Source organism: Actinoplanes sp. NPDC051537, from assembly GCF_055586105.1.
Genome location: NZ_JBVJIU010000010.1, coordinates 112379 through 128419, shown reverse-complemented (window position 1 = coordinate 128419; position 16041 = coordinate 112379). Strand labels below are relative to the sequence as shown.

Sequence of the window (16041 nt, the reverse complement as noted above, 5' to 3'; positions counted from 1 at the left end):
GGCGGCGGACGGTGCCGCATTACGGTCAGTATATTGATCAGGACGATTGGTGGATAGCACGGCGGTCTAAAAGTTGACCGTCGCACTCTCGCCGTCGGCGACGCCCGGGCGCAGGATCGTTTCGGGATCATGGCGCACCCGCACTATGCGGAAACCGGCATCCGCCAGTAGCTCGGGCAACTGCCGGATGGTGTCTCGATCTTTTTCGCGAGCCGCCTCGGACAATTGATCCCACTCGACCAGATCCGGGTGTTCTTTCGTGATCTCGTCGCGGGTGCCCGCACGCTTCCACCCGGCGTCCCGCTGGAAAGCGCACCAGCGCCGGTGCTCGAGCTCGGCCAGGCGCTCGATCATTTCGGCGGTCAGGCACACCGGGTCGCCCCAGACCGGATTCGGGGCCAGGGCACAGCCCACCTCGTACAGCTTGGTGCCGATATCCGCGGCCTGGGCCCGGTTGCCGACCCGCAGCGGCTCGGCGAGATCGGCCCACTCGCGCATGGCCGGCGCCGAGCCCACGGCGACGCCGGATCGCACCTGCTGGAGCAGGTAGCGGTCGTGGATGGCCTTGGCCAGCCGTTCGATGAGGCTGTCCTCGCGCCGATCGGGGTCGATGCCGGCCCGCAACGCGTCGAACAGGTCCAGCGCCCCGGAGACCGGATCGAGCAGGCGTTCGCCGGGACCGTAGAAGGCCTGCCGCAGACGACCCAGCTGCCCGAGCCGGACGATCACCGAGCGGGGGCCGCCCCGCCAGAAGTGGTCCATGGTCAGCGCGAGCTTGAGCCCGACCTCCTCGTCGTCGCAGCAGATGTACACCCGATCGGGCGGCTCGTCGGGCAGGTCGCCGTCGAGCATGGTCACCACGTCCTGGTCACGGATAGTGAACTGACACACCTCGTCGATGAACGGATAGAGCCGGCGCAGGCGCTCGACGGCCGACGTCGCGGTCGCGTCCACCACGATCACCTCGAGGGGAGCGGTGGCCTGGCACAGCCGCCAGATGCGCGCCAGCTCGACCGTCAGCGCGCGGGCGAACCACGACGCGCCCACCACCATCACCCGCGTGCCCCGGTCCCCGTACAGCGGCGGACGCCCGACCGTGAGCAGCTGGTGCGCGGCCTGCTCGTGCCAGTTGAAGAAGTTGACGTTGAGCCGGTCCGGGTCGCGCCGCCCGAGCCGGCGCGCCTGCAGCGCCAGGCACAACTCGGGGTCGTCGACCTGCACGTGCACCGTCAGCGGAACCCGCCGCGGCAGCGCGGCGACGGTCAGCACTATGGAGAGGTTGCGCGCCGTGTCCTCGGAACATATGTAGAGCGTCTCGGCCCGCAGAATGCCGGCGCGGCGCAGCAGGTCGGCACGGCTCGAGTCGCCCGGCACGAACAACTGGCGGCGGCGGCCGACCGCACGCTCCTCGGGGCGCACCACCCGGACCACCCGGCGCCGCCCGCCGGCCAGCCGCGCGGTCAACGCGTCGGCGACCAGGCCGTCGCCGCACACGATCACGTGATCGCGGGAGTGCCGGGCTCGCAGGCGCACCAGCTCCGCCGCGAACAGCAGCCGGATCGTCTCGATCACCGCATAGACCGTCACGGCCGGGGCCAGGAAGCGGGCGACCTGCAACGACGGCGGCAGGCTCCCGCCGTTGTCGAGGGGCGGCGCGCCGAGGACGAACAGCTGGGCGGTGTAGTAGAGCCGATCCCAGACGTCGTCGGCGTAGTCGGTCTGGCCGGCCAGCAGCGTGGACATCCCGAGGAAGCCGAGTACGGCCGCGGTGATCGCGATGGCCGGGAAGAGGAACCACCAGACCTGGCCGACGGCGCGTGACCAGTCCCGTCGTTCGTCGGACGTCGCCACCGCCACCCCCGAGCTTCGGCCGATCAACGTACAGCGATGGGATGATTACCTTACGACGTCATCGATGCCACAATCCACTGGTGGTGATCCACTACGGCGGTCCGGCGCCGCGTACGCGTCAATCGATCTCGGCCGATCTGCGGGCGCTCGGCGTCCGTCCGGGCGGCGTGCTGCTGGTGCATTCGTCGCTGAGCTCGCTCGGCTGGGTCAGCGGTGGCGCGCTCGCGGTCGTGCAGGCGCTGCTGGACGTGCTCGGCCCGGACGGGACGCTGGTCGTGCCCAGCCAGACCGCGGACAACCGGGACCCGTCGACCTGGACACCGCGGCCGCCGGAGAGCTGGTGGCCGGCCATTCGCGACACGCTGCCGGGCTTCGATCCGGCGCGGAGCCCGAGCGTACGGGTCGGGGTGATCGCCGAGCAGGTCCGCACCTGGCCCGGCGCCGTTCGCAGCACCCACCCGCAGACGTCGTTCGCGGCCATCGGGCCACGAGCGGCCGAGCTGATGAGCCGCCACGACACCGACTGCCACCTCGGCGAGGAGTCCCCGCTCGCCGCGCTGGACGCGATCAACGCGGCCACGCTGCTGCTCGGCGTCGGCTTCGCCCAGGCGACGGCGTTCCACCTGGCCGAGTATCGGCAGCCGGAGCCTCCGCGACGCACGTACGCGTGCGCGGTCCGGACGCCCGACGGCGGGCGGCGCTGGCTCGAGTACGAGGACGTCGTGCTCGACGATCACGACTTCGCTCGCCTCGGCCACGACTTCGAGCGGGCGACCGACGCGGTGGTGACCGGCCAGGTCGGGGCGGCTCGATGCCGGCTCTTCGCCGTCGCGGACGCGGTCGCCTACGCCGGGAAGTGGTTCACCCAAAACCGAGGCGCCGGCGGCGCTCGAGGTCGGCGGTGAGCCGTCCGTGCGCGTGGGCGATCAGGTCGTACAGGTCGGGGCAGTAGACGCTGCGATTGGCGAAGCCGGCGCCGTCGTAGCGGTGGGCGTACAGGCCGCCGCCGCAGATGCGGACGACCGGGCAGGCCCGGCAGTCGGGACCCAGGCCGGCCAGCCCGGCCCGCCGCGCCCGGATGCCCGGATGGGCCGCGGCCTCGTCGAACGACGACGTGAGCAGGTGCAACCCGGTCGCCGCGGCGCCCTCGGCGGCGGTCTTGAGGATGTCGCTCTGCTCGATCGAGCCGTCGGTGTCCACCGTGACGATGTCGATCGGATCGAGGCCGAGAGCCTCGGTGCCGCTGTGCCCGCCGAGCAGCAGGTCGAGCAGGCTCTCGAACAGGCGGATCCGGGTCTCCACCCGGGGAGCGCCGTACCAGCGGTCGAACACCGAGATCAACCACGACCCGTAGGCCGACCGCCGCTCGTCGACCGGGCGGGCGGGCGGCGGGCTGACCCGATTGCCGTGCGGCAGCAGAAGATCAAGAGCCGGCGGCGCGTACGTGAGGAGATGCTCGTAGGTCTCGATCGGGTCGCTGTGGACGTCGATCGTGCACAGGATCCCGGCATAGAGGTGGCGGAAGCGGTCGGTCCGCAGCAGGTCCAGCGCCTTGACGACGGCGGGGTGGCTGCTGCGCCCGCCGGCGAAGCGCCGATGGCGGTCGTTGGTCGCCCGCGAGCCGTCCAGGCTGACCCCGACGCGCACGTCCAGATCGTCAAGAACCCGCAGGGCCCGGTCGTCGAGCAGGACGCCGTTGGTCTGTACGACGAATCGCGCCTCGGTTCCGGATGGGACGGCAGCCCTGACAGCGTCGACCGCGTAGGTAAGAAGGTCGACGCCGGCAAGCAGCGGCTCGCCACCGTGCAGAACCACCCTAAGGCCGGGGAGATGGTGAACTCGGGCATGCTCCCCGAGCCGCCGAGCCAACGCATTGATCATTTCTCGGCTCATGGCCGCCGGCTTGTGCCGCCAACTCTGATCTTGATGCCGATACACGTAGCAGTAATCGCACGCGAGATTGCATCGACCGTGAATCTTGACCACGATCTCACTGAACGGCCTGTCCGGCCCGGATCGAGTCACGCCGCATCCCGGCCAAGCCGATCGGACGTGGTTTGCCGGAACGACCTGACGAAGAACGATCCGCTCACCCGGTCTCGCTACCCGGCAGGTCGGGCGCGACACTCGTGAATCCGGACGCGTGCTCTCCGCGCCGGATTCGTGCCACCGCTTCGTCCAACGGCGTCCCCGACGCCGCCTCGCCGGCGAGCAGCTTGGCGAACTCCTGCCTGATGTCCGGCAGGACGATTCGAGGGCTCTGCTCCTCATGGCTGCGCATCAATATCAACTCCCCGCTGGCGGCTCTCCTCGCCCTGAGTCTGACGCGGCAACCAGCCGATCGTCCAGCGCCGACCATACCGAAGGCCTATAGATAGGTGTCGAATGGATGTCATTTAGATCAAGCTGATAGCCAAATCAAACGCGGATCGCTAAATTCTCACCTTGACAGCCGGAGCGACTATTGAGCGTCTAAGGTTGGAGTACTCGCTGACTTTCCGTTAACGGGTTGCGGCGAGGCGTCGCTGATGGGCCGGTATTTCCGGAAGGAGGTGGACGCCGTGCTCGGTGTGGGTATCACCGGTCACATCCACCTCAGACGCCGTACGACACCGCTGGTCCGCCGCGCACTGGCCGACCATTTGCGCAGGTCATCCGCTCCGTTGCATGGCATCAGCTGCCTGGCGCCCGGCCCCGATCAGATGTTCGTCGAGGTGATTCGCGAACTCGGCGGCACCTACGACGTGATCGTGCCCGCACGCGACTACCGCGAACGGGTGATTCGGAGCCGCCAACGTCGCCGTTTCGACGATCTGCTGGCGGGCGCCGTCGAGGTCATGCCGGCGGAGCTCGACCACACCGATCCCGCCGCCTACGCGCTGGCCAACATCCAACTCCTGGAGCGGTGCCGGCTTCTGATCGCGGTGTGGGACGGCGTGGCGGACGAGCGTCCCGGCTCAACTGCGCACGCGGTCGCCCTGGCGCAGCGACGCGCGGTTCCGGTTGTCCGCATCTGGCCGACCGGCTCGGAGCGCCTGGGCCGCCCGAGCGTCGAACCCACGCGTCGGCCGCCGCGGCTGCTGACCGACCGGTTCGCTGTCGGAAGTGCGACAAACTAATGGCCCGGGAAGTGGGGCGTCGGCCTTTTATTGTCCTCAGGGACATGACCGTCCCATTGCCTCTCCCCGCCGAGCGGACGACTGCCTGATGCGTGATCTGACATCGAAAACGGCAGCGGCTCCCGAGGAGCACGTACCGTACTTCATGATCAGTTACGTCCGCGGTGACGACGACACGTACGTCGAGGAATTCTTTCGCGATCTTTGCCGCGAGGTCGCCGCTCTGGCCGGGGTGGGCCGCCGGGTCGACGCCGGCGTGCTGGCCGCCGATCTCGATCCCGGGGTCGCCGCCTGGCCGGCCGCCGATGCCAGCGCCCTGGCCACCTGCCAGGTGTGGTTGCCGCTGTGTTCGCCGCGGCTGCTGCTCAATGCCGGCGCCGGCCGACACTGGTGGATCTTCCGCGAGCGACTCCGGCGGTTCCGCGACGAGACCGGGCGTGAGGCGCCGTCGCTTCTTCCGCTGCGCTGGTCGGCTCTGCGTGATCTGCCCGCCGGCTTTCCCGACTTCGTCGCCGTCGACCCGGCCGATCCGCGCCGCCCACTGCGGCAGTTCGTGCGACTGCGGGCGATGCGGTCGCAGTATCGATCGTTCCTGGGCGGGCTGGCCGAGCGGATCGTGAAGACCGCTCGCCTGCATCCGCTGCGCGAGTATTGGCCGCTGCCCTCGCCGCTCCGGACGCCGAACGTGTTCGCACCGTCCGAGTCCGGCGTCGCCGGCCCGCTCGTCCGGGGCACGCGCAACGTGCGGTTCGTGGTGGCGGCCGGGTCGCGCGACGACATGGAACAGATCCGGGCTCAGGTCGAGTACTACGGAAAGGATTCCGCCGAGTGGGCGCCCTACCGGCCGGCGCAGCCGCAGCCCCTGATCGATCAGGCCAAGGCGGTCGCCGCGGGGCGGTTGCTCGGCTCCGAGGTGGCCGACCTCAAGGACCTGCGGCAGACACTCGACCAGGCCAAGGAGGCCAACGATCTGGTCGTCCTGCTGCTGGACCCGTGGTCCACCCGGCTGCCGGGCAGCCGACGCCGGCTCACCGAGGCCGACCGGTCCGGGCTGGCCGACGCGGCCGTGCTGGTCCCGGTCAACAGCGCCGATCCGGAGAGCGACCTCAGCCGGGACGAGCTTCTCTTCGACGTCCGGCAGACGCTGGCCCGGTTTCTCGGTCAGGCGGATGCTCTCTACCTCGGGCAGCTGCCCACCCCGGAGAGCTTCGACGGCCAGTTGACCGAGGCGCTCGAGGAAGGCCGGAACCGGCTCTACCGCAGCAGCCCGGCATCCGGCGCCGACGCCACCGAGCGCCCGATTCTGCGTGGTCCTTGAATGTAACCCCGAGCGTCGACCGCCGCCGGTGGCGCTTTCGCCCTAGGCTGGACTCGGTGCCCCAGGTGCACCCACTCTGATGACGTCACGGATGACGAGGAGTTAGGTGTGACCGCACCCGAAAATCGCGCAGCCGGACAGGTCGTCACGTTCTACTCGTACAAGGGCGGCACCGGGCGGACGATGGCGCTGGCCAATATCGCTTGGATCTTGGCCGCCAATGGTTACCGAGTTCTCACGATCGACTGGGATCTCGAGTCACCCGGCCTGCATCGATACTTCCATCCATTCCTGCGCGACAAGAACCTGCGGGAGACCGACGGCGTGATCGAAATGATCCGTCGTTTCGCCGACGCGGCCATGGGTGACGACGAGGACCCTCTGGCGATCACTGACTTCCGCGACTACACGGTGTCCCTGGAATGGGATTTCGGCACCGGCTGCCTGGATTTCCTCGGCGCCGGACGGCAAGGACCGCCGTATTCCAAGGTTGTCAGCACGTTCGGCTGGGATGCGTTCTGGCGCGCCCGGGGCAGCGAGCTTTTTCCCGAGCTGCGCCGCCAGATGCTCGCGGAATACGACTTCGTCCTGATCGACAGCCGCACGGGGCTCAGTGACACGGCCGGCATCTGCACGGTGGAGATGCCGGACATGGTGATCGCCTGCTTCACGCTCAACACGCAGAGCGTCGAGGGTTCCGCCGCCGTCGCGAGATCGATCCTGCGGGCTCGCGAGGCGCGAGGTGGACCGACGCCCCGGATCCTGCCGGTGCCCACGCGGGTCGAGGACGGCGAGCAACGTCGGCTGGAGCGGGGACGGGCGTATGCGCAGCGGACGTTCTTGCCGATGATGACCCAGTCGGGTGTGCACGACCTCGACGACTACTGGGGCACGATCGAGCTGCCTTATCGCGCCTATTACGCGTACGAGGAAATCCTGGCAACCTTCGGTGATCTGCCAAACCTCGAGAACTCGCTGCTCGCCCCCTATTTGCGCCTGGCCCGGCGAATCGCCGAGGAGCCGGTGTCGGCCCAGCCGATCGACGAGAACGTACGGCAGCGGTATCTCCGCCTGTTCGAGCGCTCGGACCCGATCGAGCCGAGCCGCATTTTGATCAACTATGTGCCGCTGGACCGAGTCTATGCCGAATGGCTCGGCGAGCAATTGCTGCGCAGCGGACACAATCCGCAACTGCATTTCGCCGGAGCCGCGGCGCCGGATCTCGACGAATTCGACCGAGCCGTCACGTTGGTCTCCCGCGACTACGACACGTTCCCGGAGAACGATCAGCTGGCCGAGGCCCTTCGCCGTCGCGGTGGCGGACTGGACGACGACTTCGCGCTGTCGGTTCAGACCGCGGCGGTGCCACTCCCGGCCGACTTGCGCCGTTATCCCTCGGTGGACCTGACCAGGATCGGCAACGACCGCGCGTTCGACGTGGTGCTCGACGCGCTCAAAATCCAGGCTGACCCCAGTCGTGCCTCCTCGGACGACTCCGACGAGGGCATTCGCTATCCGCGTCTGCAGGCCCGGCACTGGAATCTCCAGCTGGTCCGCAACGCGAGCTTCTCGGGGCGGCACCGGCTACTCGAGGCGCTTCGCGACCAGTTGGTGGCGGCCGATCCCATCGAGGGCGGCCGAATGGCGCTCGAAGGCATCAACGGCGTCGGTAAGACCCAGATTGCGCTTGAGTACACCTACCGGTTCGCCGCCACCTACGATGTGGTGTGGTGGATCTCGGCCGAGCAGACCGATCGTGTCCGCACCAGCCTCGCCGAACTGGCCGAGCGGCTCGGCGTCCCGGGTAATGCCGAGGAGCGAGTGCTTGCGGTCCGCGAGATGTTGCGGCGGGGCGAGCCGTCGTCGCGGTGGCTGATCGTGTTCGACAACGCCGACTCCCCCGAGGATCTTGACGACTTCATCCCAGCGGGAACGGGGCACGTGATCATCACTTCGCGCAATCCGCACTGGTCCGAGAAGTACCACGTGCCGCGACTGGACGTCGAAGTCTTCGCCCGGGGCGAGAGCGTGGAGCTGCTTCAGAGGCGCGTGCGCGGGCTCCACACCGACGATGCGGATCGGATCGCCGAGGCTCTCGGCGACCTGCCGCTTGCCCTCGAGCAAGCGGCGGCGTGGCTCACCCTGACCGGCTCCACCCCGGCCGACTATCTCGACGAGCTGGGCACCCGCACCGCCCAGCTGCTCGACCAGCAGGCGCCGCCCAACCAGGCCTCGACCACGGCGAGCGTCCGGCTGTCGTACGAGCGGCTCAGCCACGAGAACCCGGCCGCCGCACGCCTGCTGCGGCTATTCGCGTTTCTGGCTCCGGAGGCAATCCCGTCCCGACTGCTCGAGTGCGAGCGACTCTCGGAATATCTGACCGAGATCGACCCGGCCATGGACGATCCGCTGCTGCAGCGCACCCTGATCAGCGTGATCGGCCGGTACGCGCTCGCCCGGGTCAGCACGGCCACCGGCGGAGGTGCGGTCGTTCACCGACTCACCCAGAGCATCATCCGCGACGAGCTGAGCCCGGAGGAGCAGAAGAGCACACGCGAGACGCTGTGGCGCATCCTGGCCGGCGTCCGCCGTGGCCCTCGGGAGGACCGCGACAATTGGTCGGCCTACGAGGAGCTGCGGGCCCACCTGGAGGCTTCCGGTGCCGTTGAGGCGTCGCGTAACGACGTCCGGATGCTCTTCCTCGACCTGGCCAGCTATTTGCGCTACCGCAATGACTTCGTCGGCGCCGAGGATCTGGCCACCCGGGTCCACGACCGCTGGGTGGAGCTGCACGGCCGGGACGACAAGCTCACCCTCCGGCTTCGGTCCGAGCTCGGGAACATCCTCCGGCAGAGCGGACAGGCCCGACGGGCCTACGAAATCGACCTCGACGTCGTCGAGAGAATGACCAAGGCACCCGACCTCGGGGAGACACACCCTTACACGTTGATGGCCATCGGCGGCCTGGCCGCCTCGCTGCGGGCCATCGGGGAGTTCAGCCGGGCACGCGAGCTCGATGAGAAGAACAATCCGCTAACCCGGGAAGCGTTCGGTCCGAGTAACGAGCGGACGCTGATGCAACTGAACAACTTGGCGCTGTCCATCCGGCTCACCGGCGACTTCACCGCAGCGCTTCCCGTCGCGGAGGAAGTTGTCGCGAGCGTGTCGCGGTACACGCCGAACGACTATCGCATCTCGGCCCACTTGGATAATCTCGCCGGTCTCCTGCGCGCGGCCGGCCGCCAACGCGAAGCCATGGAGATGCTCGAGCAGTTGTTCGGGCGTCAGCGCCAGGCGGCCGAAGATGACATTCAGACCTGGCGGATCGCGGCCAATCTGGCTGGGGTTCTCCGATTGATCGGCAATCCCGTGCGTGGCTACACGCTGGCCGACGAGGCATACGACCGGCTGGTCACGCTCGCCCTGCCGCAGCACCCCGACACCATCGCGGCCGAACTTGAGCTGGCCTGTGCGCTGTGGTGGTCAGGCCGGCCCGCCGACGGGCGTAAGCATGCCCAGCGGGTGCATGACTACTTCCGTGATCGGCACGGTTCGCGGCACCCGTTCCGGTTCCTCGCCGCCGCTAATCTCGCCATGATCGAACGGGCCGGCGGGGAACTGACTCGATCCCGCGCGCTGGCCGAGGAGGCCGCCACCGGCCTGAAATCGGTGCTGGGGCCCGCTCATCCACACACGCTGGTCGCCCAGATGAGCGTCGCCACCGGTCATTTCAAGAGCGGTGGCTTCGAGGAAGCGCACAACATCGACTCCGACGTCCTACGCCGCCTGACCGACCGCCTCGGCGACCGGCACCCGACGACCTTGGCGGCCGAGGTCAACCTGGCCCTGAGCGCCCGGGAACGCCGGGACGGGCCGCAAGCCCGGGCCGAACTGCCGCGGGTTCAGGAACACTGCGTGGAGATCCTGGGCGCGTCACACCCGTACGCGGTGGCCGCCACCGAGGCCCGCCGCATCGACGTGGACATCGAGCTGCAGCCGACCTGATCGGTCATCCGGCTCCGGCCGACCAGCGCAGAACGTCGCGCGGGTCGGCCGGCCGCACGGCGTCGTAGACGTCCCGGGCCACCTCCGGCCTCGTCGTGGCCGTCATCGCCACCGCGAGGCCGGCCCAGTCGTCGTCCGTGCCGTCGCCCGCCTCGATCAGCCGTGCGTAATGACTGGCGGCGGCACGATCGTCGGCGGCCAGCAGCGCCCGGTCGCCGTCCGTGAGCCGGCCGCCGTTGAGCGCCGACAGCACGCGCGCGTCCCCCGACCGGCCGGCGCGCAGCTCGCCTTCGACACCCGGGGGCGCCGGCGAACCCGCCTCCCACGCCGCGCGAAGCGCGACCAGGTCAGCCTCGGTCAGGGTTCGATGGCCGAGCCGCCACACCAGCTCGGTCATCCGTACGCACACGTCGGCCACGTGCCGATCACCGGCCGACACCGGGTCGCTCGCCCAGGTCCTCAGGGTGGCAAGCATCCCGGCGACGAAGCGTTCCCCATCGTCGGTGAGCTCGCCGCACGTGGTCAGCGTCGCGGCCGCCCGGGTCGTCTGCCGATGCCAGTACGCGAAGAGCCGGGCATCGCGGCCCCGCCAGAACTCGGTCACGCCGAGGTGGGCGTACGTGCCCTGAAGCAGCGATCGCGCCGGCCGGAAGTCGCCTCGCCAGGGCGCGTAGTGGCGGGACCGCCCGTCGCCCCGGGTGAGGTCGACGAGATCGAGCAGCGCATCGAGCTTGAGATGCTGCACTTCGTGCAGTACCAGCCGCGCCATCGCCGACGAGGTGCCCGGCAGCGCGATGGCGATCGACCCGTTGGCCCGGCTGCTGACGCCGCTGCGTTCCATGCCGTCCGAGGTCGGTTCCAGCGGAACGAACGACCGAAGCATCACCGCCACGGCCCGAGCCTGTCCGGGAAACTCACCGGCCAGAAGCAGCCAAGCGTCGCGCCAGCGCGCGCCAAACCCTTCGACATCGACCGGCGACACCGCCACCGGTTCGCCATAGCGGTCGCGATACCGATCCAGCTCCTCGAGCGCGACGACCGGCCCCGCCAGCTCAGTGAGATCGAGCATCCGACGCCGCCGCAGCCGAGCAGGCTCCCCGTCAACGGTGAGCCGGCTCCCGTCGAACTCCAGCCGGCACGAGTCACGATCCGTGTCGACAAGCCCAAGCCCCGGCAGATTCACCACCCCGTCGGCCGCCACCATCCGCAGGCCGAACGGCAGCCCAGCCCGCAGCCCCGCCACCGCCGCAAGCCCACACAGATAACTAAGGTCGCCGTCGCCCGGAAACCCAGCTCCCCAAGCATCAACTTGCGGATGAGAGACCACCTCATCAAAGGCAGCCTCGGAGCGCTCAAGCACCCGCAAAATCAAGCCGACCGGCTCCTCAACGGCCAGCCCCAGCCGCCGAGCATCCCGAACCGCCCCCCAGACAAGCAGCCGCCGCTTAGCCACCTGCCCCGCAACAAGCCGAGCAAGAGCAGACGCAGACCCTTGCCCAGACGCCAAACTGTCGAACTCTCTCCCGCTCAACGGCAGCGTCCGCACGCCTAATCCTGACACGCACAAAGCCCAGAGCAGACACGGCGCAGTAGGCCCCCACAACCGCAAGCGGCGATTCGGTCAGGTTTCGGGGTCAGGTTTCGGGGGTTAGGTTTCGCCGTCCCGACCCCAGCCCCGACCAGATCCACCCAGGCCCCCATCGCAACGCGGGGCGTCCGAGGGCTCGGCCCCCGGAGCAGATATGCCGAGTGGCCCCGGCCCGCGAATTCCGCGAGCAGAGGCCACCCCGACACTCGGCGCGCCCGAAGGGACTCGAACCCCTAACCTTCTGATCCGTAGCCCGCTCCGCAACCTACCTCCCGGCTAGTCGCGCGTCGTGCTAGCTCGGAGGTCGCCGGTCCGGCTCGTTGGCGTCGCGTCCTTCCTGGTCCGCGCCATCCGCATACATGTCCATGATCATTTCCAGGTCCATCAGCCACCGCCGTACCGGAACGTCTCCGTCGGCGCTGGGTCGTCGTCAAACGTCCGAGCACCAGCGGAGCACCACCAAGAGGCGAGCGGGGAAGAGTGGGCGAACACCGGGTTCTTCTTCGTCCGGCCGGATGGGCAGCCATGGCATCCGCAGGTCGTCAGTGACCGGTTTCAACTACCTCGTCAACGCGAGCGGATTGCCGCCGGTGCGGCTGCACGACCCGCGCCACTGTGCCGCCACGTACCTCCGGCACGGCGGCGCCGACATGAAGGAGATCCAGGAGGTACTCGGGCACTCCACGATCGAGCTCACCTCGGACACGTACACCTCGGTGATCCTTGAACTGCGCCGACCGAACGCGGACGCCGCCGCCAATCTCATTCCCCGCAGGGCGGGCTGAGTGCTGCGCTCAGTCCTGCTGGCGGTGCCTTTGCCAGGACCGAGCGGACGCGGCCATCTGCTGTTTTCAGGAGCAGGGGTTCGATTCGCGATCTCTGACCACATCCTGGCCAGAGCTGCGGCAAAGGCGTCCACCGAGCGCGCAGGGGCATCCTGCCAGGCCATCGTCGGAGCCACGCATGCCTCGGCTTGCTCGGAGCATGCCCGGCGTGGATCAGGCGCACGATGAGGCAGCATGGGTCGACGAAAGCCGCTCCGAGCGTCGGCCAAGCCCAGTCGACGAGCCAGGCATCAACGCCGTCGATGAGCACGTTGTCGGGGGCGTAGTCGGTGTGCAGCAGCGTGTGGCCGTGCAGCAGGCTGAGGTCGGCCGGGTCCATGTACGCCGCCCAGCGCTTCTCGGCCCGCTTGAGCTGAGGTACGGCCGGACACCAGATCAATGCCAGGCGGCGCAGCACGTCGACGACCTTGGGCACGTCTTCCGAGCCTGGTGTGTAGTCGGCGTGTCGTCCGGTTGCGGCCTGGTAGCCGAGCAGCGTCCAGCCGTCAGCCTCGGTGTGCCAAAGCAGCTCGGGCGACAGTGGGGCCGACGTACGGGCTGACCACCACCTCGCGGCGCTGAGCGGCGGCCATCGTGTGCCCAGTTGGGAGCCCTTTGACAAAGACCCGGCCGGCGTCGGTCTCCAACAGGGCGGCAATGGCGGAGTTTCGACCAGCCGACGCCGTGACTGCACCTCGCACGGGCCCGGTGTGGGCCTCGATCGCTTTTCGGGTGGAGCTGCTGAGATCTTCCCAGTCGGTGCGCTGCATGATCTTCCCCGCTGCCGTTGACCGGCCGGATACCAGCATCAACCACTGCGAGCGATGGCCGCTACTACAGAGGGCCGCAATCGCTCGAAGATCGAGAGCGGTGGACGTTAAGTGCCAACACCGTAATCGGCATTGCGCGGGAAACGACGTTCGCTTACGGTGATCGAGGGACAGCGGTCCGTTCGCATCCTATATCTGACATGCCGAGCTTCGGCTCGCCGCTTCCTCTCGCGGAGCCCGTCACGGCCGATCGTGCCGAGGGCTGAAGAACCCGCTCGCGGCACTCTCTTCTTCATTTCGACGACTTCGTCTACATGGACGGATCGCTCGTCTCGCCACCGCGTGCGGCTTCACCGCCGCCGCCCATGCGAGAGGAGCAACACCATGTCACCAAACCCGCGCGCAGCACGGGAGAGCCGCGCTGAAGCCTGGCTTGACCGCACCCTTCCGCTACGGATCGGCTTCTGCGCCGAGCTCGGCACGAACCTGCGCAGCCACACAACCATTCCGGTCGACGTTGCCGACAGGCCCTTCTTCGGAGAGCTCATGGAACGCGCAATCGGCCTATATCGGAGAGCAGCGGAGCACCACGCCTCCCAAGAGGGGAGGGGAATCTGGCGAGACGGTCTTACTCTCGGGATTCCAGCCGGAGGGAGGGTTGGCATGGACGGCCCTGGATTTCACGTCGAGATCGACACGTTGAAGTCCGCATCCGCCGGGATCTTGGAGAGTGTGGCCGACCAGAAGGGCTCGGCACTCTCGCACCTCGATCGAGCGGAGAGCGTCTACGGCCACGACCGGCTGCATAAGTCGATGGAGAACTTCTGCGATCGGTGGAGCGACGGCATCGACATCCTGACCAAGGATGCCAAGGTCATCGGGGATCTGCTGGGCAAGGTTGCCGACGCATACCAGGCAGCCGACAATGCCGCGGCCGGTCGGCTGACCACCGATCCCGGTAAGCCGGCCGTCGATGACTGAGCTCGGGCAGACGCACGATCCGCGAACGCTGATCCCCGGCGACCCCAGCGCCATCCGGGCGAACGCGACAACGCTCAAGACGCGATCGGAGCACGTGGAGAAGGCCGGCGACGGACTCGTCAACATCGACACCGGAGCGTGGACGGGCCCGGCGGCGGACGACTTCCGGGACAAATTCAGCTACGAACCCAACAAGTGGTACGTGGCTGCCGATTCGCTCGCGACTGCGGCGGGCGCCCTCAATACGTACGCGCACGTGCTGGAGTGGGCGCAGCAGCAGGCGGCCGAGACCATACGGCTCTGGGACGAAGCGCAGGCGGAGACCCAACGGGCTGAGCAGGCCTACCAGCAGGCGGCCGCCCAGGCGCCGCCTGGACACCCAATCGGCCCGTTCCTCGACAGCGGCGCATCCGGTCGACAGAACGCGATCGACACCCTGAACAACGCTCGCAACCAGGTCAGTTCAGCCGGTGACGTGGCCGCCCGCTTCCTCGACCAGGAGGCGGAATCGGCGCCCAAGAAGTCAAGCTGGCTGGACAAGGTGGGTGGCTTCCTCGAGACCGCGGGCGCACATGTGGTCAACGGGCTGGCCTCGTTCGGTAACGCGATGGTGCACCACCCCGGTGAGACCGCAACGCTCGTCGGCGGCCTTCTGCTGACCGAGGTCAGCATGCTGGGCGAGGGCACCGGTGTTGTCCTCGACGCGACCGGTGTCGGCGCGATCGGGGGTGTTCCGTTGAACATCGCCTCGGCGGCGGGCATCACCATCGGCGCGGGGATGACGGCCACGGCGAGCGGGCTGCTGATGCAGCACGCCGCTTCGGACGACGCGATCACACCGGTGCGCACCGGCCGCTCGGAGCCGGTCGGGCCGACGAAGACGGACAACATGAAGGAACACCTCACCGACCGGGATCTCGACGCGGCACGTCGAGAGTTGAATGGCGAGGTGGTGGCGACCAAATCGAACGGCGTGCCGTGGGACCATGTCGACGAGGTAAGGAACGCCCAGGACGGCCTCGTCAACCGCATCGGCCAACTCAAGCGCCTACTCGGCGACTCGCGAGTGTCGCCCGCGGACCGTGCGCAATACGAGGCCGAGCTGTCCGAGGCGAGCCGGCTGCTCGACCACTCGGAGCAATTCGTTCCCCGGACTTGAGACACGTTAGGGAGAGCCGGTGTCCGAGCCTGACAAGAGCCGGTCACTCGAAGAGATCGAGGACGACCGCTGGGGCGACCCGCCAGCCGACGCCACCCGGTTGGTCAGCACCGCGTACGCGCTGCGCAAGCGTCCCGTCGGTGCGCTCGACGCCGAGGGTCTGCGCCTGCTCATCTCGCAGCAGATCGGGCTGGACACCATCGTCCCCTTGGCGGTCGAACGAGTCGAACGCGAGCCGCTGGCCGAAGGCGACTTCTATCCGGGTGATCTCCTCGACGCCTTAATCCGACGCGTGCCCGACTCCTACTGGCACGCGCACGAAGATCAACGTACGCGCGTGCGCACCGTGGCAAAGGCTCTAGACCCGGAACAGACTTTTGACGTTCTATACAACCGCGCCGCCGAGTTCCTCCGTCGATAGCCCAC

Annotated in this window: 13 protein-coding genes; 8 read left to right on the top strand and 5 right to left on the bottom strand. The window is 68.4% G+C overall.

The genetic code is table 11. The features are described 5' to 3' along the window. Nucleotides 1–66 precede the first annotated feature (66 nt). Nucleotides 67–1851, bottom strand: a complete 1785-nt coding sequence (locus ACZ6TB_RS24985) for a RyR domain-containing protein (protein ID WP_465557505.1) — start codon at nt 1849–1851, stop codon at nt 67–69. Nucleotides 1852–1931: 80 nt separating this feature from the next. Between ACZ6TB_RS24985 and ACZ6TB_RS24980 the strand changes: the two genes are divergently transcribed. Continuing rightward, entirely contained in the window at nt 1932–2756 is an 825-nt protein-coding gene (locus ACZ6TB_RS24980; RefSeq protein WP_465557503.1) for an AAC(3) family N-acetyltransferase, read from the top strand. Here the strand turns inward: ACZ6TB_RS24980 and ACZ6TB_RS24975 are convergent. Continuing rightward, nucleotides 2713–3837 carry an FxsB family cyclophane-forming radical SAM/SPASM peptide maturase gene (locus ACZ6TB_RS24975; protein WP_465557501.1) on the bottom strand — a complete coding sequence of 375 codons (1125 nt, stop codon included), beginning with the start codon at nt 3835–3837 and terminating at the stop codon, nt 2713–2715. The genes ACZ6TB_RS24980 and ACZ6TB_RS24975 overlap by 44 nt on opposite strands. Nucleotides 3838–3940: 103 nt before the next feature. Further along, nucleotides 3941–4132 (bottom strand): hypothetical protein, encoded by a 192-nt coding sequence (locus tag ACZ6TB_RS24970; RefSeq protein WP_465557499.1) that lies wholly within the window; start codon nt 4130–4132, stop codon nt 3941–3943. Between the two features lie 247 nt (nt 4133–4379). Here ACZ6TB_RS24970 and ACZ6TB_RS24965 point away from each other — a divergent pair, with 247 nt between their 5' ends. From ACZ6TB_RS24965 to fxsT, 3 genes are all read left to right on the top strand, one after another. Continuing rightward, nucleotides 4380–4970, top strand: coding sequence for a hypothetical protein (locus ACZ6TB_RS24965; protein WP_465557497.1), 591 nt, complete (start codon nt 4380–4382; stop codon nt 4968–4970). A gap of 145 nt (nt 4971–5115) precedes the next feature. Next, nucleotides 5116–6288 (top strand): FxsC protein, encoded by a 1173-nt coding sequence (gene fsxC / locus ACZ6TB_RS24960; RefSeq protein WP_465557495.1) that lies wholly within the window; start codon nt 5116–5118, stop codon nt 6286–6288. A 108-nt stretch (nt 6289–6396) separates the two neighbouring features. Continuing rightward, nucleotides 6397–10293: an FxSxx-COOH system tetratricopeptide repeat protein gene (gene fxsT, locus ACZ6TB_RS24955; protein WP_465557493.1), complete on the top strand. Its 3897-nt coding sequence runs from the start codon at nt 6397–6399 to the stop codon at nt 10291–10293. A 4-nt stretch (nt 10294–10297) separates the two neighbouring features. Here fxsT and ACZ6TB_RS24950 read toward each other — a convergent pair whose 3' ends face one another. Continuing rightward, nucleotides 10298–11665 (bottom strand): aKG-HExxH-type peptide beta-hydroxylase, encoded by a 1368-nt coding sequence (locus ACZ6TB_RS24950; protein WP_465557491.1) that lies wholly within the window; start codon nt 11663–11665, stop codon nt 10298–10300. A gap of 761 nt (nt 11666–12426) precedes the next feature. Between ACZ6TB_RS24950 and ACZ6TB_RS24945 the strand changes: the two genes are divergently transcribed. Then, complete coding sequence (locus tag ACZ6TB_RS24945) at nt 12427–12666, top strand: tyrosine-type recombinase/integrase (protein WP_465557489.1); 240 nt, start codon at nt 12427–12429, stop codon at nt 12664–12666. Here the strand turns inward: ACZ6TB_RS24945 and ACZ6TB_RS24940 are convergent. Further along, nucleotides 12644–13141 (bottom strand): hypothetical protein, encoded by a 498-nt coding sequence (locus ACZ6TB_RS24940; RefSeq protein WP_465557487.1) that lies wholly within the window; start codon nt 13139–13141, stop codon nt 12644–12646. The genes ACZ6TB_RS24945 and ACZ6TB_RS24940 overlap by 23 nt on opposite strands. Before the next feature lie 997 nt (nt 13142–14138). Here ACZ6TB_RS24940 and ACZ6TB_RS24935 point away from each other — a divergent pair. From ACZ6TB_RS24935 to ACZ6TB_RS24925, 3 genes are read left to right on the top strand one after another with little or no spacing between them, the layout of a single operon-like run. Then, complete coding sequence (locus ACZ6TB_RS24935; RefSeq protein WP_465557485.1) at nt 14139–14456, top strand: hypothetical protein; 318 nt, start codon at nt 14139–14141, stop codon at nt 14454–14456. Continuing rightward, on the top strand, nt 14449–15615 hold the full coding sequence (locus tag ACZ6TB_RS24930) for a putative T7SS-secreted protein (RefSeq protein WP_465557483.1): 1167 nt from the start codon (nt 14449–14451) through the stop codon (nt 15613–15615). The genes ACZ6TB_RS24935 and ACZ6TB_RS24930 overlap by 8 nt, the downstream gene beginning before the upstream one ends. 19 nt (nt 15616–15634) lie before the next feature. After that, nucleotides 15635–16036, top strand: coding sequence for a contact-dependent growth inhibition system immunity protein (locus tag ACZ6TB_RS24925; protein WP_465557481.1), 402 nt, complete (start codon nt 15635–15637; stop codon nt 16034–16036). Nucleotides 16037–16041: the final 5 nt, after the last annotated feature.